Origin of the sequence: Haloechinothrix salitolerans (genome assembly GCF_042662605.1) — a bacterium.
Taxonomy (GTDB): domain Bacteria; phylum Actinomycetota; class Actinomycetes; order Mycobacteriales; family Pseudonocardiaceae; genus Haloechinothrix_A; species Haloechinothrix_A salitolerans.
In genome coordinates, this window is sequence record NZ_JBHSXX010000001.1 from 1,388,027 (window position 1) to 1,412,188 (window position 24,162).

The window sequence follows — 24,162 nt, forward strand, 5'->3', positions numbered from 1 at the left end:
GCCAGGACCAGTGTGAGCGTCCATCCCGGCTTATGGAGCCGATATCATTCCGCTGGGCGGAAGCACATTCTGGTTTGCGCGCCGAAGCCGGGGTTAAGTGGGCGCATGCGTACTCAAGTCGGAATCGTCGGTGCTGGTCCCGCCGGGTTGATGCTGTCGCACCTGCTTGCCGCCCGCGGTATCGACTCGGTGATCGTCGAGGCCAGGAGCAGGGCGGAGATCGAGGAGACCATCCGGGCCGGGGTGCTGGAGCAGGGCACCGTCGATCTCCTGACGGACACCGACGTCGGGTCGCGCGTGCTCACCGAGGGCGCCAAGCACGACGGCATCGAGCTGCGGTTCGGGGGCAGCGGTCACCGCATCGACTTCGCGAGGCTCGCGGGTAGGTCAGTGTGGCTGTACCCGCAGCACGAGGTACTCAAGGACCTCATCGCCGCACGGGTGAAGGCGGGCGCCGACATCCGGTTCGAGGCGAGCGACGTCGAGCTGCGCGACGTCACCACCGACCCGGTCATCGCCTTCACCGACGCCGACGGCACCCCGATCGAGCTGCGCTGCGATGTCATCGCGGGATGCGACGGTTCGGCGGGGATCAGCAAGCACACGATCCCCGACGGCGAGCGCACGGACTACTTCAAGGCCTATCCGTTCGGCTGGTTCGGCATCTTGGTCGAGGCGCCACCGTCGGCGCCCGAGCTGATCTACGCGCACTCCGAGCGCGGCTTCGCGCTCATCAGCACCCGCACTCCCGAGGTGCAGCGCATGTACTTCCAGTGCGATCCGGAGGCCAACGCGGACGACTGGAGTGACGAGGAGATCTGGGCGGAGCTGCAGGCCAGGGTCGCGGGTGACGGTTTCCGGCTTACCGAGGGCCGCATCTTCCAGCGCGGTGTGATCCCGATGCGCAGCTACGTCTGCCACCCGATGCGGTACGGCAACCTCTTCCTGGCTGGCGACGCCGCGCACACCGTGCCGCCCACCGGCGCCAAGGGACTCAATCTCGCCATCGCCGACGTCGTGGTGCTGGCCCGCGCGTTCGAGGACTACTACGCGAAGGGGTCGGTCGAGCGGCTGGAGCATTACAGTGCCACCGCGTCGCGCCGGGTGTGGCGCGCGCAGCACTTCTCGTGGTGGATGACGTCCATGCTGCACACACCGCCAGACGGAGAGCCGTTCGACTACCACCGCCAACTCGGCGAGCTCGACCTGGTCACCAGCAGCACCGCGGCGGCGACGCAGCTCGCCCAGGCGTACACCGGCTGGCCGCTGGAGTACTGAGCGGCGATTCGCCTACGTCGGCGGCTCCGGGCACGCCGCTGTCGACCCCCTGACCACCAGCTCCGGCTGGAACAGGTACTCGCCGGTTGGGACGTCGACGCCCGCGATCTCGTCCAGCAGCGTGCGCACTGCCGCCGTCGTCATCGCCGACACCTGCTGCTGGATCGTCGTCAGCGGCGGGTCGGTGAAGGCGATCAGCGGCGAGTCGTCGTAGCCCACCACGGAGAAGTCCCTTGGCACCGACAGCCCGCGCTTGCGCGCCACGCGGATCGCGCCGAGGGCCATCAGGTCGCTACCGCACACCACCGCCGTGCAGTCCTGGTCCAGCAGGGATGCCGCCGCCGAGTGTCCGCCCTCCACGGAGAACAGCGAGTGCGTGATCAGCTTGTCGACGTCGTCGGCGGACCCGACCACCGGGGCCATGAGACGTCGGAACTCCGCCGCCTTGCGCCGCGCGGGCACGAACCGTTCCGGGCCGACCGCCAGCCCGATCCGCTCGTGCCCCAGTTCCCGCAGGTGCGTCACCGCGAGCTGCACCGCTGAGGCGTCGTCGTCGGAGAAGAACGGTGCGGTGATCCCCGGCGCGTAGCCGTTGACGAACACCACCGGCACGCCCCGCTCGATGAGCCGCAGGTAGCGGCCGTGGTCGGCGGTGGTGTCGGCGTGCAGCCCTGACACGAAGACGATCCCGGACACGCCCCGGTCGGTCAGTATCTCCAGGTGCTCGTCCTCGGTCGCCCCACCGGGTGACTGCGTGCACAGCACCGACTGGTACCCGCGCATGCTCAGCGTCCGGTCGATGACCTGCGCGAACGCTGGGAAGATCGGGTTATCCAGCTCGGGGATGAGCAACCCGATCAGCCCCTTGGTGCGCTGCCGCGTCCGCATCGGCCGCTGGTAGCCGAGTTGGTCCATCGCCGCGAGCACCGCCTGTCGCGTGCTCGCGGCGACGCCTGGCTTGCCGTTGACGACACGGCTGACCGTCGCCTCGCTGACCCGCGCCTGCTCGGCGATGTCGGCCAGCCGTAGCTCGCCGGGCTGCTCAGTCATCGGCGTCTCCGCTCCACCACGCGGCACTGTCCGGCGGTACCGTCACCGTGCTGCCAGCAGCGCCGTCAGAAACGGTGAACTCGTTGGTCGGGCTACTCGTCAACACTAGTCGCCCTGGCTTGGGCAGCGTCACCGGTGACGCGCCGAAGTTGACCGTGCAGGTGAAGCCATCGCGCCGGAACACCAGGACGTCGTCCGGCGCGTCCACCCACTCCAGCGGTGCCTCCGGCAGTTCGCGCCGCAGCCGCAACGCGTCCCGATACAGCGACAACGTCGAGTGCGGGTCGCCGGCCTGCGCTTCCACGGTCAGCGCCGCCCACTCCGTCGGCTGCGGCAGCCACGACGACGCGCCGAACCCGAACGGCGGCTCGGAGCCGGACCAGGGGATCGGCACCCGACAGCCGTCCCTGCCGCGTTCGGTGAATCCCGATCGGGTCCACTTTGGATCTACGAGAACGTCCTCTGGCAGGTCGGTCACCTCGGGCAGCCCCAGCTCCTCGCCTTGGTAGACGTAGGCCGAACCGGGCAGCGCCAGTGTCAACAGGGCCGCGGCCCGCGCCCGCCGCAGCCCTGTCTCGCCACCGCCGTAGCGGGTGACGTGTCGCTCAATGTCGTGATTGGACAATACCCAGGTGCACGGTGCCCCGACCTGATCCACGGCGGCAAGCGACTCGTCGATCACCTGCCGGAACTCGTCGGCCGACCAGCCAGCCTCGACGTAATGGAAGTTGAACGCCTGATGCAGCTCGTCCGGCCGCAGGTAGCGCGCTAGCCGTTCCGCGTTTGGCGCCCATGCCTCCGCGACGCCGATCCGCTCGCCGGGGTAGGAGTCCAGGATCTTTCGCCACTCGCGGTAGATCTCGTGCACGCCGTCCTGGTCGAAGTACGGTAGCTCCGCGCGGCCGAGCAGTCCGATCTGCTTGGTGCGGCCGGTGTCCGGCAGGCCGTCCGCCTTGATCATGCCGTGGGCGACGTCGATGCGCAGCCCGTCCACGCCCAGGTCGAGCCAGAACCGCAGAATGTCGGCGAACTCCTCGCGCACCTCGGGGTTCCGCCAGTTCAGGTCGGGCTGGGCGGGGTCGAACAGGTGCAGGTACCACTGCCCGTCGGCCACCTGGGTCCACGCTGGACCGCCGAATACGGACTCCCAGTCGTTTGGCGGCTTATCCCCGCTGGGACCTCGGCCGTCACGGAACAGGTACCGATCCCGCGCGGGCGACCCCGGCTCGGCGGCGAGCGCTTCCTGGAACCACGGGTGCTCGGACGACGTGTGGTTCGGCACGATGTCGGTGATCACCCGCAGGTCCAGCGCGTGCGCGTCCGCGATCAACGCCTTCGCGTCGTCGAGGTCACCGAACAGCGGGTCGACGTCCCGGTAGTCGGCGACGTCGTAGCCGCCGTCGGCCATCGGGGAGCGGTAGAACGGGGTCAGCCACAGTGCGTCTACCCCCAGGTCACGCAGGTGGCCGAGTCTCCCACGCACGCCGGCCAGGTCGCCGACGCCGTCACCGTTGGCGTCGGCGAAGCTGCGGACGTAGACCTGGTAGATCACCGCGGTGCGCCACCAGCTCAGATTCTGCGTCATCGGTATCCTTTCAGCTCTTGACTCCACCGGTGGTCAGGCCGGCGATGAGATGGCGCTGGACCAGGAAGAACACCACGGCGGCAGGGACCATCACGAGCATCGACGCGGCGGTGAGCATGCCCCACTCCGCGGTGAAGTCGCTGACGAACGTCGCCATGCCGACCGGCAGCGTGTAGGTGTTCTCGCTCTGCAAGAACACGCTCGCGAACGCGACCTCACCCCACGCGGTGATGAACGAGTAGAACACCGTCACCGCGATGCCCGGTTTGGACAGTGGCACGATCAGCCGCCAGAACGTCCCGAATGGACTCAGCCCGTCGATCAGCCCCGCCTCGTCGATCGACACCGGAATCGTGTCGAAGTACCCCTTCAGCATCCAGCCGCAATACGGGACGGCGACAGTGCACTGCGCCAGGATCAACCCGCCGTACGAGTTGAGCAGACCGAGGTCACTGAGGACGTTGTACAGCGGCACGATCAGCACCGCCGCCGGGAACATCTGCGTGACAAGGAACATCCACATCAGTGGCCGTTGCCCTGGGAATTTCATGCGCGACGCCGCGTAGCCCGCCGTCGCCGCGATGAACACCGCCAGCGCCGTGGTGCCCGCCGCCACGATGAGCGAGTTCGCGAACCATGTCGCGAACCGCGTGTTGGCGAGGACGTCGACGTAGTTGTCTAGGCCGAGCGTGCCGAGAGTATCCGGCTGTGACCAGGCGTTGCGGTCGGTTTGCAACGACGTCAGCCCGACCCAGGCGACCGGGAACACGGCGGTCGCGCTCGCCAGGATCAGCGTGGTGTGCAGGGCCGTCGACGAGAGCCTGCTCCTAGTGCCGCGCGCGGTCATGCGAGTGCTCCTGTGGTTTGTCGCTCAAGCCAGCGGCGGTACAGCGAGGCGAACACCACCAGCATCGAGGCGATGATCGCGCCGTACGTCGCCGCGCCCGCGTAGTCACGGATGCCCTGGAACGCACGCTCATACGCCTCGGTGACCAGGATGTTCGTCGCGCCGCCCGGTCCGCCGCCGGTCAGCAGCGCGATCACGGGGAACTGGTTGAACGTCCAGATCGTGCCGAGCAGGATCACCGTCCCGGACACCGGCCGCAGCCCCGGCAGCGTGACCGCGCGGAACCGCTGCCACGCCGACGCGCCGTCCATCTCGGCTGCCTCGTACAGCTCCTTAGGCACGGTCTGGAGCCCGCCGAGCAGCGCGACCATCATGAACGGCACGCCGAGCCAGACGTTGACCATGATCACCGCGAACTTCGCGGCGAGGGGTTCGCTGAGCCAGCCGACACCGTTGAAGCCCATACCCTGGAGGACGGCGTTGAGCACGCCGCCCTTGTCGTTGAGGATCAGCCGCCAGCCAAACGCCGCCACGAACGGCGGCACCGCCCACGGCAGGATCAGCAGCATCCGGTAGATGCCGCGCATCCGAAGTGCGCGGTTCAGCAGCAGCGCCAGGCCTAGACCGAGACCGAAGTGGAGCGATACACACGCGACCGTCCACTCCAGCGTCCAGATCAGTCGCGAGTAGAACGTGCCTTCCGCGCCGGAGAGGACGTCGATGTAGTTGCTCAGCCCGACGAAGTCATAGGTCGGCTCGATCTCGTTCTCGCCGATCGTGCGGCCGACATTCATCTCGTTCGCGTTGGTGAGCGAGAGGAAGATGCCTCGGCCGAGCGGGTAGAGCACCAGCACACCGAGTACCGCCACGACCGGCGTGACCATGGCCCAGGCGTACCAGTGTTTGCGCAGCCAGTTGGTGTGGAACGGGTTGCGGACCCGCCGCCGGGGCGGCACCGGTGCCGGTGCCGCCCCGGCGTCAGGGCGTGTGGTCAGCGTCGTCATGACTCGAAGCCGGGGATGGCGCCCTTGGCCTTCTGCTGCGCCTCGCTCAGACCATCCTGAATGGACGCCTGGCCGCCCATGATCTGCTCGTAGAACGGGGTGAACGTGTCGTAGAGGTCACCCGCGCCCGGCGCGGCAGGCCGGGGGACGGCGCCTTCAAGTGGTTCCTGGAACGCGGCGATGATCTCGTTCTTCGCCACCTTGGGCATGTCGTATACCGACGCGCGGGTCGGCAGCGTGTTGTTCTCCGCGGCCACGTGTGCCTGGCTCTCCGACGAATTCAGGAACTTGACGAATAGGTACGACGCCGCGAGGTCCGGCGAGCCCGCGTAGACGACGAGGTTGTGCCCGCCGACCGGACCGCCCTGGCCCTCCGGTCCCGCTGGGACCGTGGCGATGCCAAGGTTGTCTTCGTCCTTGAACGCCGCACCGGAGAGGATGTCGGAGACCGCCCACGGTCCATTGAGGATCATGCTGGCCTTGCCGCTCTTGAAGGCGTTCTGCATGTTTGTGTACTTGTTCGCGCTGGTGTCGATGGTGCCGACACCGTCGGCGGACAGCTCCTCGACCGTCTCGATCGCCGAGGCGACCTCGGGGCTGTCGATGGTGATCTTCTTGCCCTCGACGTCGGCGTAGTCGCCACCCTCGCCGTAGACGAACGGCAGCAGGAAGTATGAGTCAGCGGTGAGGAAGATGCCGTCCGTGCCGGAGATCTCCTTCTCCAGCTTCGTGGCGGCGTCCTTCAGCTCGTCCCACGTCTCGGGCGGGCCGTCGATACCAGCCTTGGCGAAGTGCTCCTTGTTGTAGAGCAGCGAGAGCGTGTCGGTGACCTCCGGGACGCCGTAGGTCTTGCCCTCGTAATGGTTGCTCGCCATCGGCGTGTCGAGGTAGTCGTCAGCGCTGTCCATGGCAGGTGTGCCGTCCAGCGGCTGGAGGTAGCCGAGCGCTGCGAACGTGGGTGTCCAGCCGACGTCGGCCCGCATCACGTCGGGCGCGCCATCCCCGGCCTGCGCGGCGGTTTTGAATTTGTCATCCGCGCCGTCGAATGGGACGTTGACGTACTCGACGTCAATCTTCGGGTACTGCTTCTCGAATTTCGCGATCAGGTCCTTGAAGGCGGGCGCCTCGTTCGTCGCGTCAGAGGTGTCCCACCAGGTGACGGTGCCGGAGACCGACTGGGGGTCGTCGATCGCCTGGTCGGCCGACGCCTGCTGCTCGCCGTCGCCTCCGCAGGCCGCCAGTGTGGCCGCGAGTGCGGTGGTCGCGGCAAGTGCCGTGATGCTCTTACGTCGTGTCATGGCTCTCCTCGTTGAGACCGGTGCCGAGACCGGGTCCGAGACCGGGCGTCGGAACGGTAGCCGGTCGGATGTAAACGTTGCAAGAGTTTGCAGAAAGTTTCTTCGGCTGTCCTGCGAGGCGGATCAGCGGTGGATCGCCACGGCGTCCATCGCGGGCACGGTGATCTTGGCGTTGCCCGATGCGTCGACGCTGACCTCGCCGCCGCCGATGACGTCGGGATAGCTGCCTTCCGGCAGTCCGGTCGCGAACGTCCTGGTCAGCGGGCTGTTGGAGTTGTTGATCGTGACGAAGCCCCGCTTGCCCTTGCTGAACGCGATGACGTCGGAGCCGTCGCTCCACCAGTTCCGCACCGGCAGGTGCGCGGCGGCGTTGTGCCAGCCGACCATGCCGAGCATCGCCTGCTCGCGGTGGAAGCATGTCCACGCGCCGCTGGCGCATTCGGCGTCGGTGACGTGGCCGCTGTCCTCAGCGGGTGGTGACTCGTCGCGCTCGGTGAATGCGTAACCGGAGAACACCTGCGGGGAGCCGTAACCCCAGGCCAGCGAGAAGACGTTGGCCAGCGTGTAGGTGTCGCCGTCCTTGTAGGACAGTGTGCTGCCGTTGCGCTCGGTGTCGTGGTTATCGATGAAGGTCACCGACTTCTCGCTCGGTTGCAGGTCCCAGCGCTTGCCGAACGTGCGCAGGTTCGCGATGTCACCCTCGAACTGCTCCTTGAGCTTGTGGCCGTAGGTGAACTCCAGCAGGTCGCCGTTGTCCTGGTACGGCGCGAGCCGCACCGCGCCACCCGGGATGACCTCCTGGAACAGGTAGACGTCCTCGGGGAGCCGGTCGGCGATGGCGCCGATGTCGGCGGCGGGCATGTGCTTGGCCGCGTCGATGCGGAAGCCGTCCACGCCCATGCTGACCAGGTCGTTCAGATACCCAGCGATCCGGTCGCGCACGGAGACGTCACCGGTCTTCAGGTCGGCGAGTCCGAGCAGTTCGCAGTTCTGCACCTCGGTCTGGTTGTCGTAGTCCCACACCTCGCCCGCCGGGTTGGGGCAGTCCTCCGGGTAGCTGTGGAAGTCCTGCCGCGAATACAGGCCGTCGTAGGTGTACTTGTCAGGAAACGTCGAGCCGCCGTAGCCGGTGCCGCCGTCGTTCTGGCCGGTCATGTGGTTGATGACGGCGTCGACGTAGACGTCGACGCCCGCCGCGTCGCAGGCGGCGACCATGGCGGCGAACTCAGCGCGGTCGCCGAGCCTGCTGGTGAGTTCGTAGCTGACCGGCTGGTAGACCTCCCACCAGGGATGATCGTACTGCGGCAGGCTTGCGGATTCTTGCGGTGGCGAGACCTGCACGCCGCCGAACCCGTTCGGGCCGAGGACGCCTGCGCACTCCTCGGCGACCGAGTCCCAGTTCCACTCGAACAGGTTCGCGATGACGTCGTGGTTCGGGTTGCCGGGCGGGGCTGCGGTAGCGGGTGCTGCGGCGAGCAGGCTGCCGCAGGTCAGCGCGGTCACGGTCAGTGCCGCGGGCAGGGTGAGACGCACGAGACCTCCAGTAGTGCGTGAACCAGTGGGGACGTGACGCGCGTCGCACAGAGGATGGCGCAGCTCTGCAAGTCGTGTCAATAAATTGCATAAAACTTTCAGGCATGCCGGTCACTTCGACCGGTTGACGGTGCGGGCAGGTGTGAGCGCTGACATGTCGCTCCGCGGAATCGAACGGATACCGTGACGGCGTCGAATCGCCCATACGGCTTTGTGGCGTGCACCCGAAGGGATGTCCGATGTTCGATCTCACCACACTGCGCACGCCGATCGTGGCCGCGCCGATGGCGGGTGGCGCGTCGACGCCAGCGCTGGCCGCGGCGGTAGGGCGCGCCGGTTGCCTGGGTTTTCTCGCGGCGGGTTACAAGACGCCGGAGGCGGTGGCCGCGCGGATTCGGGAGCTGCGCGAGCTGTCGGCTGCGCCGTTCGGGGTGAACCTGTTCGTGCCTGGGCCGGTGCCGGACGTCGACTCGATCGCCGCATACCGGGCGGAGCTGGCCGCCGAGGCGGCGCGCTACGACGTCGAGCTCCCTGAACCCGATCCTAGCGATGACGATCGGTGGGACGATAAGGTCTCGCTGTTGCTGGCCGATCCGGTGCCAGTCGTGTCGTTCACCTTCGGCCCACCGCCTGCCGATGTCGTCGCGGACCTACACCGGGTCGGCACGTACGTCGTCGGCACGGTGACGTCGGTGACGGAGGCGCGTGCGGTCGCGGCGCTCGGGGTCGACGCGCTCTGTGTGCAGGGCCCGGAGGCCGGTGGGCACAGCGGCATGCACGACCCGTACGCGCCGCCCCCTGCGGTGCCGCTGCTGGAGCTGCTCGCCGCGGTGCGGTCGGAGACGTCGTTGCCGCTGATCGCCGCGGGCGGCTTGGCAACCGGCGCCGACATCGCAGCCGCACTCCGCGCGGGCGCGCGGGCGGTGCAGTTGGGGACGGCGTATCTACGTACACCGGAGTCCGGGGCCAAACCGACACACAAGCGAGCGCTGGCCGACCCGCGGTTCTCCGAGACGGCGATGACTCGCGCGTTCTCTGGGCGTCCCGCACGCGGGCTCCGCAACCGCTTCATCGCGGACCACGACCCCACGGCGCCCATCGGGTATCCACTGGTCAACCAGCTGACCCAGCCCTTGCGCGCCGCCGCCGCGTCGCGGGACGACCCCGACGGCCTCGCCCTCTGGGCAGGCACCGGCTACCGCCACGCCTCGGAGACGCCCGCGGAAACGCTGACCACTGACCTGTGGGAGTCCGCCGTGGGACTCGCGGCACCATAAGTTGGGACTCGCGGCCGAGCCGCAGATGCGATTACTGCTCGTGTTTGGCGTTACCACGACGTCGGATGGCCGTTAGGGAGGGCATGGGTGCCTCTTCCTGGATGTCCCGGATTCGCCGCCGTGGTGCGGTCCTCATGCTCGCGGCCGCGCTGGCCGCTGGAGCGGGCGGCCTGATCACGCCGCTCACGCCCGCGTCGGCCGCACCGGACGCGCTGCGGATCGATGTCCTCTCCAATCGCGCGGATCTCATCTCCGGCAGCGACGCGCTGGTGGCGATCGCGCTGCCGGAGGGCGTCGACCCGTCCCAGGTGCGGGTCCGCCTCGGCAACCGTGACGTCACGGACGCCTTCGCGCCGAGGCCGAACGGCCAGTTCGCGGGGTTGGTGACCGGGCTCCCCATCGGTGAGAGCACCCTCAGGGCGACGGGCGGCGGGGCGTCGGACGACGTCGTCATCACCAACCACCCGAACGGTGGGCCAGTGTTCTCCGGCCCGCACGTGCAGCCCTGGCAGTGCCAGGACGGCGCGCGGGACGCGAAGTGCAACCAGTCCCCGGAGTACACGTTCCGCTACAAGTCGACCAACCCGGCTGAGAGGGATTTGAAGCCGTACGACCCGGACAACCCGCCGTCGGACGTCGCGATGACGACGACTGACCAGGGCGTCGAGGTGCCGTTCATCGTGCGTCAGGAGATCGGTTACCAGGACCGCGACCAGTACAAGATCCTGCAACTGTTTCAGCCGGGCGAGGACTGGCAGCCGTGGGCGCCGCAGGAGCAGTGGAACCACAAGGTGCTCGTTCCGCACGGCGGCAACTGCGGCACCGACCACGCGGCGGGCGAGGCGCCGCTCGCGGACTACTCCGGCACGTTCAACGACGTCCCCGGCTACACCGACAGCTACGTCACGGCGCTCGGCAGGGGCTTTGCCGTCATGTCGACCGCGCTGAACAATCTAGGCCACAACTGCAACCTGCTTACTCAGGCCGAGTCGCTGGTGATGGCCAAGGAACGCCTTGTCGAGCAGTACGGCACCATCCGCTACACCATCGGCACCGGCTGCTCCGGCGGCTCGATCGTGCAGAACACGGTCGCGAACGCCTATCCGGGTGTCTATCAGGGCCTCGTCACCACCTGCTCCTACCCGGACGCGATGAGCACGCTGGCGCAGTTCCTTGACTACCACCTGTTGCGACGCTACTTCGAGGACCCGACCTCGTGGGCGCCTGGCGTCGTCTGGTCGCCGACGCAGTTCGGACAGGTCGAGGGACACATCTCGCACCTCAACGCCGTCGTGTCGGACGAGTTGTTCACCAAACGACTATCCGATCCGACGTACCCGTGCGAGGGCGTGCCGGACACCGAGCCTGGCGACGAAGGCACCCGCTACGACCCGGACACCAACCCCGGTGGCGTGCGCTGCTTCATCCTCGACTACATGATCAACGCGCTGGGCCCGCGCGATCCGGAGGTGTGGACGCCGCGGGAACAGCGGATCGGGCGCGGTTTCGCCGGTATTCCGGCCGGCAATGAGGGTGTCCAATATGGACTCGAAGCGCTCCGGCGTGGCGAGATCACGGCCGCGCAGTTCGTCGACCTGAACGCCAAGGTCGGCACCTTGACCATCGATGGCAAGCCCACGCCTGGACGGTATCCCGGTGACCGGCCCGCATTGGACAACGCGTACCGCAGCGGACTGATCAACGCGGCCAACAACCTGGACGGCGTCGCGATCATCAACCACGGCGGCCCCGATCCGGGCGCGGCGCACGACTACGGTCACGCGTTCTGGACCAAGTCCCGGTTGGAGCGGGAGCAGGGTCACACCCGCAACATGGTTATGTGGTTCGGCGAGGCGCCGCTGATCGGGAATCCGGACTGGGCGACCGAGGCGATGCTGGCCATGGACGAGTGGCTGTCGGAGGTGGAGGCCGACACCAGCGCGTCGTCGCTGCCGGACAAGATCGTCGCCAACCGGCCGGACGACCTCCAGGACCGCTGCTCCAACCTGGACGGTCTCGAGGACATCGAGGTGCCTGGCGTCGGCACGGTGTGCGAACGTCCCGAGGTACAGACCCGCTACAGCACGCCGCGCGGTGTCGCGGGCGGTCCTGTCACCAACGACGTTAATGCCTGCGAGCTCAAGCCGCTCCGGCGGCTGGATTACTACCCGATCAGCTTCACCGACGCGCAGTGGCAGCGGCTGACCGAGACGTTCCCGAATGGCGTGTGCGACTACTCCGAGCCGGGCGTCGGCCAAGGCGACACCCGCACTTGGCAGACCTATCAGGACACCGAGGGCGACGTCGTCTACGGTGGGACGTCGTTGGGTGCCCGTCCTGCCGGATCGGGTGTGGGGACGATGAGTGCGTCGTTCCTACCATTGCTTGATCAGTGACGCGGTTACGGCTTGCGCCACTGGCTCGCCGCCGTGATCGAGTGATGCGGGCCGACGAGGCCGTAGCTCGGCGAACCATCGGCACTCGCGATGCCATGATGCGACGCAGGTGAGTCCGGCGTGCCTGGCTAGTGAGCGTAGGACGTTAACGCCGAGCCAGGCCCACGGAAACCAAGCTCCGCCGCCGTGGCGGCCCGCGATCCTGACCTGTTCACGATGTAATCCGAGCTCAGGTGGACCCGCTTCGACAAGTACCGTGCCGTGCGGCGCGATCAGTTGGTGGGCCCGTCGCAGCAGGGCCTCCGGGTCGCCGCCGATGCCGATGTTGCCGTCCGCGAGTAGTACGTGATGCCAGCGGCCCTCACCGGGTACGGCGCCGAAGACGTCGCCGTGGATGGCGATCCCACTTCGCAGTCCAGTGAGCCTGACGGCCAGTGGTGAGCTGTCGATGCCGATGCTGAGGACGCCTCGGCGCAGTAGCGCGCTAGTGAATCTGCCTGGACCACAGCCGACATCGAGCGTGGGGCCGACGCAGTGTGCGAGCAGTGCCTCGTCGGTGGCGGAGGGCTCCTGGTGCCAGGATCGTGCCCGCAGCGGTAGTTGGTCCCCACTCGCCCTTTCCAACCAGCAGTCGTGGTCGAGCAGAGCCGCCGTGAACGTATCGGGCATGATGCCGACTCTGCGGCATTCCAACAGGTGAGGGCAGTGGTTTGGTGCTTACGGAATTCTCACGTCACGGCGGTGGGCTTCGCTAGTCGCGGCGGCGGCGGATCGACGCGGGCACGTGCGCGGCGAGAAGCGACGGCGCCGTTGTCGTGGGAGTACGGCTAGCGGTCAGGCTCTAGTCGCAGCGAGCGTTCCCAATCCACCGCGACCCGCTGCGGCTCGTCGGGCAGCACTTTCACTCGCAGTCTGCGGCCGGGCGCGACCGACCCCGTGGACGCCGCGGTGAGGTACTCGCCGGTCTTCACTGGGTACGGCGCGGACCCGGGGATGGTGACGTCGAGCTCCAGGTACACCAGGCGTTTGAAGTCGTCACCGCGTTTGCCATCAGCGCGGAATGTGATGACGGCGTCGGCATCCACCCCTGTCCGCAGCACGCGCTTCTTGTGCTTGGTCTCGCGATGCGCGAGGGTAGACCGTTCCAGCGGCTCGCCGAGGGTTTTCTTGCGCGCGGCTAACTCGGCAAGTGCTTGCCGTCGCTCCTCAAGAGTGCGGTGCCGCAGCCGGAACCGGATTCCCATCGAGGCGAGTCCGCCGCAGACCACGGCCAGCGGCGAGCCGAGCCACCAGTACCAGGTAGGTGTTTCGGTGAGCGCGGCAGCGACCACGAGTGTGATTCCGGCGATCGCGCCGCCGTAGATCAGCAGTCGCAGCGTCCATTTACTCCATGTGCTCGCCGTCGGCACGTTACCCGGCCCCGCGGCGCCCCTTGGCCCGCCGAAGCCACTTGATCCATCGGCGCCGTTGAACCCGGTTGACCAGCTCGGTTCTGGTGTCGCGCCTGGTTCGGGTGTCATGGCGCCGCTCACTTCCTGGGTGCCTAGCCAACCGGCCTGGCAGCCACCCGGTTTGCCAGATTTATCCGGATGGTAGCGCGCCGGGCGGTCTTGTCGCCTCAAACGAGGTCATTGGCGGGGCGTGGTCACCCTTTACGCGGCGCGATCGGCGGTATCCCGAACGGCTCGGTCGGAGGTCAGCTGCCGTAGGTCGCCCGGAGCGCCTTCTTATCAGGCTTGCCCAGCTGGGTCACCGGGATGGAGTCCGCCACGATCACGCTCTTCGGCGCGTGCACCGACCCCTTGCGCTCCTTCACTGATGCCGTGATCTCCTCGGTCAGCCGCGAGATCGCGTCCTCGTCGCGCGGTGCGTCGTCGCGGAGCACGACGATCGCCGTGACCGCCTCGCCCCACTTCTCATCTGGTGTGCCGATGACGCCAACCTGGGCGACCGAGGGGTGCTCCGCGACGACGTCCTCGACCTCGCGCGGAAAGACGTTGAACCCGCCGCTGACGATCATGTCCTTGGTGCGGTCGACTATGAACCAGAAACCGTCCTCGTCCTCACGAGCGACGTCGCCGGTGTGCAGCCAGCCGTCGCGGAACGTCTCGGCGGTGGTCTCGGGCAGCTTCCAGTAGCCCCCGGCGAGCAGCGGGCCCGCCACGCAGATCTCGCCTGGCTCGCCTCGCGGCACCGGCTTGCCATCTTCACCGAGTAGCGCGGTCCGTACGAATGCGGACGGCCTGCCGCAGGATGACAGCCGTTTGTCGTCGTGTTCGTTCTTCGCGAGGTAGCTGATCGCCATCGGCGCTTCGGACTGGCCGTAGTACTGGGCGAAGATCGGCCCGAACCGGTCGATGGCCTCGCGCAGGCGCGCCGGGTTGATCGACGCCGCCCCGTAGTACACCGTTTCCAACGACGACAGGTCCCGCGTGCGCGAGTCGGGATGGTCCATGAGCGCGTACAGCATGGTCGGCACCAGCATGGTCGCGGTGATCCGTTGCTCCTCGATCGTCCGCAACACCTCGGCCGGGTCGAACTTCGGCAGTACCACCAGCGACCCGCCCTTGATCAGCGTCGGCGCGAAGAACGCCGCACCCGCGTGCGAGAGCGGGGTGCAGATGAGGAACCTCGGTTCGTCGGGCCATTCCCACTCCGCGAGCTGGATCTGCGTCATGGTGGTGATGGACCGCGCAGTACCGATGACGCCCTTTGGCTTGCCTGTTGTGCCGCCGGTGTAGGTGATGGAGACGATGTGTTCCGGGTCGAGGTCAGCCGCCTCGAGCGGCTTCGGCTCGAACGTCGCGGCCAGTCCGGCGATATCGGTACCGACGTCGGACAGCGCTTCGGGTACGGGGCCGATGGTGAGCACCTGGGTCAAGCTCGGCACCTTGTCCAGCAGGCCCCGCGCACGCTCAACGAACGCTGGAACTGGATCAATGATCAACGTCGTGATGCCAGCGTCGTCGAGCACGTAGGCGTGATCGTCGAGGGAGCCGAGTGGGTGCAACGCGGTGCGCCGCGATCCCTGCAACTGCCCTGCGCCGATGATCATCAGCACCTCGGGCCGATTCAGCGCGAGTAGCGCTACGGGGGAGGACGTACCGAGTCCGAGGGAGGAGAACGCCTGCGCGTACTGACTGAACGCGTCCGCCGTCTGTGCCCCGGTGAGTGTGGTGTCGCCCAGTTCGAGCACGGGCTTGTCGCGGTGCCGCCGCAGCGCGGCGATGGTCAGGTGGCCAACGTGGTTGGGCCGCCGCAGCGCGTCGTCGTTCATGGTGTTCTCCCTTTCGTCACGGGGCGGAGTACAGCGTCACCACGCAGGCGCCGCCGAGGCCGAGGTTGTGCGCGAGCCCCCAGCGAGCGCCGGGCACCTGTCGCTCGCCCGCCTGCCCACGCAGCTGCCAGGTCAGCTCGGCGCACTGGGCGATCCCGGTCGCGCCAAGCGGGTGTCCTTTTGAGATCAGGCCGCCTGATGGGTTGACCACCCAGCGCCCGCCGTAGGTCGTCGCGCCGGACTCGGCCAGCACGCCGCCCTTGCCCTCCGGGCACAGGCCTAGCGCTTCGTAGCTGATGATCTCGTTGATCGAGAAGCAGTCGTGCAACTCGATGACGTCGACGTCGTGGATGCCGACTCCGGCGCGGTTGAAGACGTCGTCAACGGCGCGGCGGGTCATTGGCGCGCCGACAACGTCGATCATCGAGCCGGTCTCGAACGATGACGTCGTGTCGGTGACCAGGGACTGCGCCGCGATCTCCACCGCCTGCGCCGTCAAGCCTCGGTGTCGCACCACCCGCTCGCTCACGACGACGGCCGCGGCGGCCCCGTCCGAGACCGGTGAGCACTGTGACCGCGTCAGCGGGCCGTGCACCGGCTTGTCGCCGAGCACCCGCTCCAACGAGTACGGCTCCTGGAACTGGGCGAGTGGATTGCGGGTGGAGTGCTCGTGATTCTTCACCGCGATGCTGGCGAGCTGTTCCGGAGTCGTGCCGTGGCGACGCATGTGCTCCTCGGCGGCATGACCGAAGAACTGGGTCATCATCGGCGCGTCCGCCATGTCGTGCCGCGACCGCATGACGTCGAGGTGCCTATCAACAGTGGACACGCCGGCGGCGCTGCCGGACATGGCATCCTTGGTCATCTGTTCGAAGCCCACAGCGAGCGCCACATCGGACAGTTCAGCCTCGACCCACTCCCTGGCGAGCATGAGCGCGGTCGACCCGGTCGCGCAGTTGTTGTTGACGTTGACGACGGGAATCCCGGTGAGGCCGACGTCGTATAGCGCTCGCTGTCCCGCCGCCGACGGCTGGAAGACGTAGCCGACGGCGGCGCGCTGGACGTCGTCGTAGCTCATGCCGGCGTCGGCCAGCGCGTCCCCGACAGCCTCGGTCACCAGCGCGGGATACGACGGCCCACCCGCGCCGCTCTTGCTGAACCGCGTCAAACCGACACCGGCCACGTATGCGTTCATGTGTTCACCCCCGGCTTGTCGCTGCCGACCACCCACAGCGCGTGGAACTGTGAGGCCCCGCCCATGGCGTGTCCGATCGCGCGGCGAGCGTCGACTTGGTGCTCGCCTGCCAGACCCCGCACCTGCAGCGCGGCCTCGGCGAAGCGCAGTAACCCCGTCGCACCGGTGGGGTTGCCGGACAGCACGCCGCCGGACGGGTTCACCGGTAGGTCGCCGTCGAATGTGGTGCGGCCGTCCTCGACCAGCTTCCAGCCGCCGCCTTCCGCTGCCAGCCCGATGTTCTCCAGCCAGATCGGCTCGTACCAGCTGTATGGGATGTACAGCTCGGCGACGTCGACCTGTGCGGGGGGATCGTCGATGCCCGCTTGGCGGTAGGCGTCGGCGGCGCACTCCTGGCCCGCCTTCGGGTTGACTTCGTCCCTGCCGGCGAAGTGGCCGGTCTCGGTGCGCCAGGCCATGCCGTGGATCCACGCGGGCGGCCTGGGCGTGTGTCCGGCGTGTTCCTCTCCGGTGACCACGATCGCGCACGAGCCGTCCGAGGACGGGCACGACTCCAGGTATCGGATCGGGTCCCACAGCATGCGCGAGTCCCGCACCTCCTCGACGGTGATGTCGGGGCGGTGCACGTGGGCGTACGGGTTGCGGACGGCGTTGAGCCTGTGGTTCACCGCGACCTGCCAGCCGATGTGCTCTGGTGCGCCGGACCGGCGGATGTATTCCCGGATCACCGGCGCGAAGTGGCCGCCGGCACCCGCCCCAAGCGGCGCGCTGAACGGCAGCCCGCGTGAGAGGGCCCAGGTGAAGTTGCCCTCGGACTCCTTGGAGTAGGCCACCACCAGCACCCGCTCGGCCAGGCCCGCCTGCACCAGGTGGGCGCCGAAGATCGCGGCGTGGCCGCCAACGCTGCCGCCGGTGAACACACGGGTCACCGGCAGCCCGACGGCGCCCATCGCGTCGGCCAGGTACAGCTCCGGGTTCATCACGCCGTCGAACAGATCCGGCGTCTTACTCAGTACCACCGCGTCGATGTCGGCGAAGGTCAGTTCGGCGTCGGCCATCGCTTCGGTGACGGCCTCGCGCACCATCGCGCCGATGCTGACCTCCCGGCGCTTGGCCTGCTTGCTCTGGCCGACGCCGGTGACGGCGATCCCGCGGCTCATCCGTCTCCCTCCAGCAGGCAGATGAGGTTCTGTTGCAGTGCCTGGCCGCTGGTGGCGTGCGCGAGCGCCCGGTCGGCCTTGCCATCGCGGATCCGTCGCGCCGCTTCCCCCATGCGGATCAGCCCGGTCGCGGTGACTGGACGTCCGGCGAGTGGTCCGCCGGACGGGTTCACCACAGCGCCGTTGAGCCCCAGCGCGTTCGTCAGCACGGCTTCTTGGTGGCTGTACTCGGTGTGCAGCTCCGCGATGTCCACATCGGACATCGAAAAGCCCGCTTGCTCGGCAGCCCTGCCTGCTGCCCGCTGGGTGGATGGTGACTCGGTCAGGTCCCGGACGCCGGGGTAGTGGGTGTCCATCCGGTGGTCGACGCCGCGCACCCACGCCGGTCGTTCTGCCAACCGCCGCGCCGCGTCATCGGCGGCGAGCACCACGACGGCGGCGGCATCGCCAACCGGCGCGACGTCGTGTTCCCGCAGCGGCGAGCTGACGTATGGGGCATCGAGCAGCCGTGCGACGTCGACGTGCCCCGACCGCTGCGCCAGCGGGTTGTCCGTCGCGGCGTTGAGACAGCGGGCCACCACCTCGGCCATGCCCTGTTCGCTGGTGAGCCCGGCCTCGATCGCGGCGTGTGCCTGCAATCCGGCGATCGCGTCTCGATGCGGCGCGAGCGGCGCGAGAAAGTACGGATCGAGCTGCGCGGGTACCACCTGGTCGAGGTCGGTGGGCAGCGAACCCCTGCCGATGCCGTACACCAGTGCGATGTCGCCCTCGCCGAGCTGCAACCATGACCACGCCTCGGCCAGCGCCCACGCCGCGTCGGACTCCACATGCGACTCCGAGATCGGCGGCCATGCTCCCACAGCGTCCAGCGAGTCGATGTACGAGAACGTGCGGCCCTCGTAGAAGTCATGGCTGCCGGAGACGACGAAGTCGACGTCGTCCCTGTCAATGCCCGCGGTCTCGACGGCTTCCCGGATGACGGGTAGCAGGATGTCGGCCATGTCGTCACGGCGGTTCGCGACTTGACACGGTGACTGGGCGAACGCTACGACAGCGACGTCACGCATCGGTGCCTCCCTGGGGAACCGGACGGAAGTGGCGGATGCTGAGCAGGGAGGTGTCCAGCTCGTCGTCCGCGACCCACACCGGCTCGACTTCCATTCCGATGTGGACGTCCGCGGGCTCGACCTCGCGCACCAGGTGCATCAATCGGGTTCCGGCACCGTGCGGCTGGATGTGGGCCACCACGTACGGCGGGTCGATCCGTTGTCCGGGGAACGGGAAGCTGACGACGCAGAACGTCGATACGACACCGCGACCGTCGAGTTCGAACGGTGGCTCCAACTCACGTAGGCAGCGCGAGCAAAACTCCGGGGGTGGCAGGTACACCTGCTCGCACCCGGCGCACCGGCGTGCCATCAGCTTGCGCTCGGCGAGTCCACGTAGGAATACGGATCGGCCTGATCCCGCGACATAGGTGTAGTCCATCCGAAATGGACTGGGCATGGTCGTGACGGGTTCCGGCAGCACCTCGGTCATGGCGCCACCTCGAAACACTCGATGTCGCTGAGCTGACCGACGCGTTCGGCGCGCCACCGTGCTCGGACACGCAATCCAGTCGCCACGCGATCACTGTCGCCGCCGACGTCGACGGCGTGGAACAGCGCGCCGATGGTGCCATCGATCGCGATCAGCGCCCAGGCGAAGTCGTGCGGCACCGGGTCGCCAGACCGGGACGGTACCCATGTCCATGACGTCACGGTGCCGGTGTCGGCGACCGGCACCAGCTCACCGGTTTCCGCACCGGTCTCCGGCTCGAACTCCAGCGGTGGGCACAGCACGCCGCGCGCGGTCCGCACGCCGTAGAGCTGGCCGTCGCGCAGACCACCCAGGAAGGTCCCGATCTTCGGGCCGACCGTGCGCTCGAAGGGGAACTCGACCGTGTAGGGGGCGCTGAGACTGTCCGCCGTCATCGGGTTCCTTTCCGCCGCGTCGTGACGCGTTGCTCGTAGGCCTTTCGTTCGGGGGAGCCAACCGCGGCGAGCATCGGGGTCTCGGCGCGGAGCACCCGTTGTAGCCATTCCGAGAAGCGGCGGCCGGTGAGGGCGCCGAACCGCAGGGCGGGTCCGATACGCCGGGGGACGTACACCTCGAATCGAGGTCGTCGCAGCGTGTTGATGATGGTTTCCGCGACATCGTCCGCCGTGATCGGCGCGAAGCCCGGCACTCCGGTCAGGCCCGCCGCCAGTTCGGTCTGGACGAACCCTGGCAGCACGCAGGAGACATCGATGCCGGAGCCGTGCAGCTCGGCCCTGATCGCCTCGGAGAACCCAAACACCCCGGACTTCGTCGCCGCGTACGTCGCGCCGCCGGGGAACGGGATCTTCGCGGCGGCCGATGCGACGTTGACGATGTGGCCGCCGCCCCTAGGTCGCATGCGCACGATCGCCTCCCTACTGCCGTGGATCACCGCGTGCAGGTTGATGGCCAGGATGCGCTCCGTCGTCGTGTCCGCCTCGTCCTCAATGCGTGCGAGCGGCATGATCCCGGCGTTGTTGATCAGGACGTCGATCGGGCCGAGTTGCTGCTCGACGGTGTCGAGGAACGCGGTCAGCCCATCGCGATCGGTTACGTCGACCCGCAGCGCGAGCGCGTGGTGGCCAGCGTTCGCCGCCTCGGGCTCGAGATCACCGATCGCGACCGTCGCGCCCGCGCGGGTCAGGGCGGCCGCTGTCGCCGCTCCGATGCCACGGGCCCCGCCGGTCACCGCGATTACCTTGTCCGCCAGTGAATGCGCCATTTCTACCTCCGTGCCGACCGGCGGACGTCCTACGAGTGTCAAAACTAGAACATGTTCCAATCGCTGACAACCCCAGAGTCAGGTAGTCACGCCACGATCGTTCGCGCTAGTTGAAACGAGTACTAGTGCTTTTTGGCGGGCAGGGTGTCGCGCGGACCGCGATGCTGATGTGCCGTGGGTCACATTCGCTTTCCCTTCGCGAGACGTGAACGGTTAGTGTTACCAGGTGTCACGTTACTTCGAGTAACAGCTATGGAGGCGACGATGCCCACCAGCACTCCGGCGCGGGCCGAACAGCACGACGACGTCGCGCGCAGGCTGCTGCACTCGTCCGAGACGTTGTCGTACGACCCGGTCGAGGAGGTCGACTGGGATACCCCGCTCGACACAGATCACCACGGCGCCAGCCCGGAGTGGAGCACGCTGTACGGCACGTCCTACTGGGATGAGATGACGCCGGAGCAGCAGCGCGAGCTGACGCGTCAGGAAGCCGCCTCCGTCGCCAGCACTGGCATCTGGTTCGAGATGATCTTGCAGCAGATGGTGCTGCGGGACTTCTACGCCAAGGACCCCACGGACCCGAACTTCCAATGGGCGCTCACCGAGATCGCTGATGAGTGCCGTCACTCGATCATGTTCGCGCGTGGCGCGGCCAAGCTAGGCGCGCCCGCATACCGCCCGAAGCGTGTCGTGGTGGAGCTTGGCAGGCTGTTCAAGACCATCGCGTTCGGCGAGTCCGCCTACGCCGCGATCCTCGTCGCGGAGGAAGTCCTCGACGTCATGCAGCGCGACTGGATGCGGGACGAGCGAGTCGCGCCGTTCGTGCGCACCATCAACAACATCCACGTCGTCGAAGAGTCGCGGCACATGAAGTTCGCCCGCGAGGAGACGCGCAAGCGGCTCGAGGGCTCGGGCTGGCTTCGGCGGCAGGTCGACGCACTGGTCGTCGCCATCGCGTCGTACTTCATCGTCACCAGCATGGTGAACCCGAAGGTGTACGAGCACGCCGGCCTGGACGTCGACCGCGCGCGGCGGGAGGCCAAGGCGAACGAGCACCACAAGTCGTTGCTGCGGTCGAGCTGTGCTGGGTTGATGGAGTTCCTCAACTCAGCAGGCCTGCTCACCAAGGCGTCGATGTGGTTCTACCGACGCGCCAACCTGGCCTGACGCCATGGCCTTCGCGATCACGCAGACCTGCTGCAACGACGCATCGTGCGTGTCGGTGTGCCCGGTCAACTGCATCCACCCCGCGCCGGGCGAGCCGGACTTCGGCAGCACCGACATGCTCTACATCGATCCGCAGGCCTGTATCGACTGCGGCGCGTGCGCGGACGCCTGCCCGGTCGATGCGATCTTCCCCGTGGAGAGCCTGACCGAGCAGCTCAAGCCGTATGCGGACATCAACGCTTCCTACTATGCGGATCGGGGTGTTCAGGGCGCGGACCCGAGCCCGAACTTCCACGCCTGGGACGAGCCGGTGTTCGACCGCGTCCTGCCCGCCGACTTCGCGCCACTCGACGTCGCGGTGGTGGGCACGGGGCCAGCTGGCATGTACGCCGTCGAGGATCTGCTGCTGCATACCAACTCGCGGGTCACCTTGATCGACCGGCTGCCGGTGGCGGGCGGCCTGGTACGCCACGGCGTCGCGCCGGATCATCAGGCGACCAAGAAGATCGGGGAGACGTTCGCGCGCTTCCACAAGCATCCCCGGCTGCGGCTGCGGCTGGGTGTCGATGTTGGCTCTGACGTCACCGCGGATGAGTTGGCGTCGCGGCATGACGCCGTGATCTACGCGGTGGGCGCGTCGTCGGCACGCCGGCTGGGTATCGCTGGCGAGGAACTGCCTGGCAGCCTCGCCGCGACAGACGTCGTCGCCTGGTACAACGATCACCCCGACATGTCCGCCGACGCTGTGGACCTCTCCGCCGAGCGGGTGGTCGTCGTCGGCAACGGCAACGTGGCACTCGACGTCGCGCGAATCCTGACGATGGATCCGGAAACGTTGGCGGACACCACGATCTCCCCCGCCGCGCTGGCATCGCTGCGGTCGAGCAAGGTGCGGGAGGTCGTCGTCCTCGGGCGCAGGGGGCCGGAGGACGCCGCCTATACGCGGCCTGAGTTGCTCGCGCTGGCCCAGCAGCACGACGTCGACCTGGTAGTGGACGACCACGATCCCCGTGTCGGGGAGGTCATCGACGCGGCTCCCGACGGCTCGAAGGCTGCGTTGCTGCGAGGCGTCCGGCGAGAGGTCGTGGACTGGTCCGCGCCGCCGCCGCACGGACAGCGTCGCATCGTGCTCCGGTTCCACTCCGCGCCGCGCGAGTTCGCGGGGGACCAGCAGGTGCGTGGGCTCCGCGTCACCGGTTCGGCGGGCGGTCATGGGAACGCTGGCGATGCCAGTAACGCCGGCGACGTCGAGGTCGCGGCGGGTCTGGTGATCCGCGCGGTCGGGTATCGCGGCACGCCCGTCGCGGGGCTGCCATTCGAGGAACGTACCGGGACGATTCCGCACACGGCGGGTCGCGTCGAGGGGCGGCGGGGCGACTACGTCGTCGGCTGGATCAAGCGCGGACCGTCCGGCGGCATCGGCGCGAACCGGGCGTGCGCGAAGGAGACCGTGGGCACGCTGTTGGACGACGCGACCTCAGGACGTCTGCCCCGCCGGAAGCGGTCCGGCGTCGTCCGGCGGGTGGCGCAGCGACTGCGGACATAGTTGATCACGTCTACTCGCGCTGTTGCTCGGAAAACCGTGCGAAGCGGACGTTCTCGCACCACAACGCGAGTAGACGTGATCAACACTCAGCGTCGACGACGTGCACGGTGGCATGGTGGGAGCCCGTGTTGGCGAGCTTGCGGTCGAGGGTGACCAACACGCAGCCCCGAAGTTCGGCCAGAGCGATGTAGGCGGCGTCGTACGGCGTGTAGTTGTGCCGCAGTTCCCAGATGCGCTCGGCGATGTCACCCCATGGCGTGAACTCCACGCTGAGCCGGGGCAGGGTGACCGCGACGTGGCTTGCGCGTTCGTCGCTGACCTTGCGAGCTAGCCAGCGACCCCGAACCGCCGACGTCACCTCCACGGGGAGGTGCGCGGGTGCCGCCCAATGCGAGTCCGAGGTCAACGCCGCGTATGCGTGCTTGCCTTGCTCACCGTCGTCGGTGAGCGCGGCGACCATGAGCGAGGCGTCAACGACGATCACGCGGTGTTCCGCCGATCTCGGTCGCCTCGGATCTCCTCGATCTCACGCGCGGTTTCGCCTGGCTGGGCCGCATAGCCGCCGCCGACGGCCCGTACATCGTCCAGCAATGCGGTGTTGCCCGCCCGCCGCGCCTCCTCTTCGAGCAGGTTGCGCAGGTAAGCCTGGGTCGACTGTCCGCGCGACCGCGCGACGTCGGCCAAGACGTCGCGCACCTGCTCCGGCACGTCCCTGATCTGTACGTTCACCATGCATGCATTTTACATGC

Annotated in this window: 22 protein-coding genes; 5 read left to right on the forward strand and 17 right to left on the reverse strand. The window is 67.9% G+C overall.

Annotation, left to right across the window (positions count from 1 at the left end; translation table 11 throughout):
* Positions 1–105 precede the first annotated feature (105 nt).
* The gene (locus ACFQGD_RS06500) at positions 106–1,278 is read left to right on the forward strand and encodes a 4-hydroxybenzoate 3-monooxygenase (protein ID WP_345405792.1); all 1,173 of its coding nucleotides are present in this window, start codon (positions 106–108) and stop codon (positions 1,276–1,278) included.
* 12 nt (positions 1,279–1,290) lie between these two features.
* Here the strand turns inward: ACFQGD_RS06500 and ACFQGD_RS06505 are convergent, their stop codons facing one another.
* From ACFQGD_RS06505 to ACFQGD_RS06530, 6 genes are all read right to left on the reverse strand, one after another.
* Positions 1,291–2,328 (reverse strand): LacI family DNA-binding transcriptional regulator, encoded by a 1,038-nt coding sequence (locus ACFQGD_RS06505; protein ID WP_345405795.1) that lies wholly within the window; start codon positions 2,326–2,328, stop codon positions 1,291–1,293.
* A complete protein-coding gene (locus tag ACFQGD_RS06510) occupies positions 2,321–3,913 on the reverse strand; it encodes a glycoside hydrolase family 13 protein (protein WP_345405798.1) in 1,593 nt (530 codons plus the stop codon). The genes ACFQGD_RS06505 and ACFQGD_RS06510 overlap by 8 nt, the downstream gene beginning before the upstream one ends.
* A 10-nt stretch (positions 3,914–3,923) precedes the next feature.
* Positions 3,924–4,760 carry a sugar ABC transporter permease gene (locus ACFQGD_RS06515; RefSeq protein ID WP_345405801.1) on the reverse strand — a complete coding sequence of 279 codons (837 nt, stop codon included), beginning with the start codon at positions 4,758–4,760 and terminating at the stop codon, positions 3,924–3,926.
* Complete coding sequence (locus tag ACFQGD_RS06520; protein WP_345405804.1) at positions 4,757–5,764, reverse strand: carbohydrate ABC transporter permease; 1,008 nt, start codon at positions 5,762–5,764, stop codon at positions 4,757–4,759. The genes ACFQGD_RS06515 and ACFQGD_RS06520 overlap by 4 nt, the downstream gene beginning before the upstream one ends.
* On the reverse strand, positions 5,761–7,062 hold the full coding sequence (locus ACFQGD_RS06525; protein ID WP_345405807.1) for an extracellular solute-binding protein: 1,302 nt from the start codon (positions 7,060–7,062) through the stop codon (positions 5,761–5,763). Before ACFQGD_RS06525 ends, ACFQGD_RS06520 begins: the two co-directional genes overlap by 4 nt.
* A 123-nt stretch (positions 7,063–7,185) precedes the next feature.
* On the reverse strand, positions 7,186–8,595 hold the full coding sequence (locus tag ACFQGD_RS06530) for an alpha-amylase (protein WP_345405810.1): 1,410 nt from the start codon (positions 8,593–8,595) through the stop codon (positions 7,186–7,188).
* Between the two features lie 239 nt (positions 8,596–8,834).
* On the opposite strand from ACFQGD_RS06530, the gene ACFQGD_RS06535 reads away from it, so the two are divergent.
* A complete protein-coding gene (locus ACFQGD_RS06535; RefSeq protein ID WP_345405813.1) occupies positions 8,835–9,872 on the forward strand; it encodes an NAD(P)H-dependent flavin oxidoreductase in 1,038 nt (345 codons plus the stop codon).
* Positions 9,873–9,955: 83 nt separating this feature from the next.
* A complete protein-coding gene (locus ACFQGD_RS06540) occupies positions 9,956–12,268 on the forward strand; it encodes a DUF6351 family protein (protein WP_345405816.1) in 2,313 nt (770 codons plus the stop codon).
* Here ACFQGD_RS06540 and ACFQGD_RS06545 read toward each other — a convergent pair.
* The 9 genes from ACFQGD_RS06545 to ACFQGD_RS06585 all read right to left on the reverse strand — a co-directional run bounded on the left by ACFQGD_RS06545 (position 12,248) and on the right by ACFQGD_RS06585 (position 20,700).
* Complete coding sequence (locus tag ACFQGD_RS06545; protein WP_345405819.1) at positions 12,248–12,937, reverse strand: class I SAM-dependent methyltransferase; 690 nt, start codon at positions 12,935–12,937, stop codon at positions 12,248–12,250. The genes ACFQGD_RS06540 and ACFQGD_RS06545 overlap by 21 nt on opposite strands.
* A gap of 158 nt (positions 12,938–13,095) precedes the next feature.
* A complete protein-coding gene (locus ACFQGD_RS06550) occupies positions 13,096–13,788 on the reverse strand; it encodes a hypothetical protein (RefSeq protein ID WP_345405822.1) in 693 nt (230 codons plus the stop codon).
* A 176-nt stretch (positions 13,789–13,964) separates the two neighbouring features.
* Positions 13,965–15,545 carry a fatty-acid--CoA ligase FadD8 gene (gene fadD8, locus ACFQGD_RS06555; RefSeq protein ID WP_345405825.1) on the reverse strand — a complete coding sequence of 527 codons (1,581 nt, stop codon included), beginning with the start codon at positions 15,543–15,545 and terminating at the stop codon, positions 13,965–13,967.
* A 16-nt stretch (positions 15,546–15,561) separates the two neighbouring features.
* A complete protein-coding gene (locus ACFQGD_RS06560; protein WP_345405828.1) occupies positions 15,562–16,740 on the reverse strand; it encodes a thiolase C-terminal domain-containing protein in 1,179 nt (392 codons plus the stop codon).
* The gene (locus ACFQGD_RS06565) at positions 16,737–17,900 is read right to left on the reverse strand and encodes a thiolase domain-containing protein (RefSeq protein ID WP_345405831.1); all 1,164 of its coding nucleotides are present in this window, start codon (positions 17,898–17,900) and stop codon (positions 16,737–16,739) included. The genes ACFQGD_RS06560 and ACFQGD_RS06565 overlap by 4 nt, the downstream gene beginning before the upstream one ends.
* Positions 17,897–18,967, reverse strand: a complete 1,071-nt coding sequence (locus ACFQGD_RS06570; protein ID WP_345405834.1) for a lipid-transfer protein — start codon at positions 18,965–18,967, stop codon at positions 17,897–17,899. The genes ACFQGD_RS06565 and ACFQGD_RS06570 overlap by 4 nt, the downstream gene beginning before the upstream one ends.
* Positions 18,960–19,439, reverse strand: coding sequence for a Zn-ribbon domain-containing OB-fold protein (locus ACFQGD_RS06575; protein WP_345405837.1), 480 nt, complete (start codon positions 19,437–19,439; stop codon positions 18,960–18,962). Before ACFQGD_RS06575 ends, ACFQGD_RS06570 begins: the two co-directional genes overlap by 8 nt.
* The gene (locus ACFQGD_RS06580) at positions 19,436–19,873 is read right to left on the reverse strand and encodes a Zn-ribbon domain-containing OB-fold protein (protein WP_345405840.1); all 438 of its coding nucleotides are present in this window, start codon (positions 19,871–19,873) and stop codon (positions 19,436–19,438) included. The genes ACFQGD_RS06575 and ACFQGD_RS06580 overlap by 4 nt, the downstream gene beginning before the upstream one ends.
* Entirely contained in the window at positions 19,870–20,700 is an 831-nt protein-coding gene (locus ACFQGD_RS06585) for an SDR family NAD(P)-dependent oxidoreductase (protein WP_345405843.1), read from the reverse strand. The genes ACFQGD_RS06580 and ACFQGD_RS06585 overlap by 4 nt, the downstream gene beginning before the upstream one ends.
* A 264-nt stretch (positions 20,701–20,964) precedes the next feature.
* On the opposite strand from ACFQGD_RS06585, the gene ACFQGD_RS06590 reads away from it, so the two are divergent.
* Both ACFQGD_RS06590 and ACFQGD_RS06595 read left to right on the forward strand, forming a co-directional pair.
* A complete protein-coding gene (locus tag ACFQGD_RS06590) occupies positions 20,965–21,867 on the forward strand; it encodes an AurF N-oxygenase family protein (RefSeq protein WP_345405846.1) in 903 nt (300 codons plus the stop codon).
* Positions 21,868–21,871: 4 nt separating this feature from the next.
* Entirely contained in the window at positions 21,872–23,413 is a 1,542-nt protein-coding gene (locus ACFQGD_RS06595; protein ID WP_345405849.1) for an FAD-dependent oxidoreductase, read from the forward strand.
* Between the two features lie 79 nt (positions 23,414–23,492).
* Here ACFQGD_RS06595 and ACFQGD_RS06600 read toward each other — a convergent pair whose 3' ends face one another.
* Together ACFQGD_RS06600 and ACFQGD_RS06605 are read right to left on the reverse strand one after the other, a co-directional pair.
* A complete protein-coding gene (locus ACFQGD_RS06600; protein WP_345405852.1) occupies positions 23,493–23,897 on the reverse strand; it encodes a type II toxin-antitoxin system VapC family toxin in 405 nt (134 codons plus the stop codon).
* Positions 23,894–24,145, reverse strand: a complete 252-nt coding sequence (locus ACFQGD_RS06605; protein WP_345405855.1) for a FitA-like ribbon-helix-helix domain-containing protein — start codon at positions 24,143–24,145, stop codon at positions 23,894–23,896. The genes ACFQGD_RS06600 and ACFQGD_RS06605 overlap by 4 nt, the downstream gene beginning before the upstream one ends.
* Between the last annotated feature and the right edge of the window lie 17 nt (positions 24,146–24,162).

Coding starts and splice junctions, on each gene's coding strand:
- ACFQGD_RS06500 (WP_345405792.1), top strand. CDS start 106: ATGCGTACTCAAGTCGGAATCGTCGGTGCTGGTCCCGCCGGGTTGATG.
- ACFQGD_RS06505 (WP_345405795.1), bottom strand. CDS start 2,328: ATGACTGAGCAGCCCGGCGAGCTACGGCTGGCCGACATCGCCGAGCAG.
- ACFQGD_RS06510 (WP_345405798.1), bottom strand. CDS start 3,913: ATGACGCAGAATCTGAGCTGGTGGCGCACCGCGGTGATCTACCAGGTC.
- ACFQGD_RS06515 (WP_345405801.1), bottom strand. CDS start 4,760: ATGACCGCGCGCGGCACTAGGAGCAGGCTCTCGTCGACGGCCCTGCAC.
- ACFQGD_RS06520 (WP_345405804.1), bottom strand. CDS start 5,764: ATGACGACGCTGACCACACGCCCTGACGCCGGGGCGGCACCGGCACCG.
- ACFQGD_RS06525 (WP_345405807.1), bottom strand. CDS start 7,062: ATGACACGACGTAAGAGCATCACGGCACTTGCCGCGACCACCGCACTC.
- ACFQGD_RS06535 (WP_345405813.1), top strand. CDS start 8,835: ATGTTCGATCTCACCACACTGCGCACGCCGATCGTGGCCGCGCCGATG.
- ACFQGD_RS06540 (WP_345405816.1), top strand. CDS start 9,956: ATGGGTGCCTCTTCCTGGATGTCCCGGATTCGCCGCCGTGGTGCGGTC.
- ACFQGD_RS06545 (WP_345405819.1), bottom strand. CDS start 12,937: ATGCCCGATACGTTCACGGCGGCTCTGCTCGACCACGACTGCTGGTTG.
- ACFQGD_RS06550 (WP_345405822.1), bottom strand. CDS start 13,788: ATGACACCCGAACCAGGCGCGACACCAGAACCGAGCTGGTCAACCGGG.
- fadD8 (WP_345405825.1), bottom strand. CDS start 15,545: ATGAACGACGACGCGCTGCGGCGGCCCAACCACGTTGGCCACCTGACC.
- ACFQGD_RS06560 (WP_345405828.1), bottom strand. CDS start 16,740: ATGAACGCATACGTGGCCGGTGTCGGTTTGACGCGGTTCAGCAAGAGC.
- ACFQGD_RS06565 (WP_345405831.1), bottom strand. CDS start 17,900: ATGAGCCGCGGGATCGCCGTCACCGGCGTCGGCCAGAGCAAGCAGGCC.
- ACFQGD_RS06570 (WP_345405834.1), bottom strand. CDS start 18,967: ATGCGTGACGTCGCTGTCGTAGCGTTCGCCCAGTCACCGTGTCAAGTC.
- ACFQGD_RS06575 (WP_345405837.1), bottom strand. CDS start 19,439: ATGACCGAGGTGCTGCCGGAACCCGTCACGACCATGCCCAGTCCATTT.
- ACFQGD_RS06580 (WP_345405840.1), bottom strand. CDS start 19,873: ATGACGGCGGACAGTCTCAGCGCCCCCTACACGGTCGAGTTCCCCTTC.
- ACFQGD_RS06585 (WP_345405843.1), bottom strand. CDS start 20,700: ATGGCGCATTCACTGGCGGACAAGGTAATCGCGGTGACCGGCGGGGCC.
- ACFQGD_RS06590 (WP_345405846.1), top strand. CDS start 20,965: ATGCCCACCAGCACTCCGGCGCGGGCCGAACAGCACGACGACGTCGCG.
- ACFQGD_RS06595 (WP_345405849.1), top strand. CDS start 21,872: ATGGCCTTCGCGATCACGCAGACCTGCTGCAACGACGCATCGTGCGTG.
- ACFQGD_RS06605 (WP_345405855.1), bottom strand. CDS start 24,145: ATGGTGAACGTACAGATCAGGGACGTGCCGGAGCAGGTGCGCGACGTC.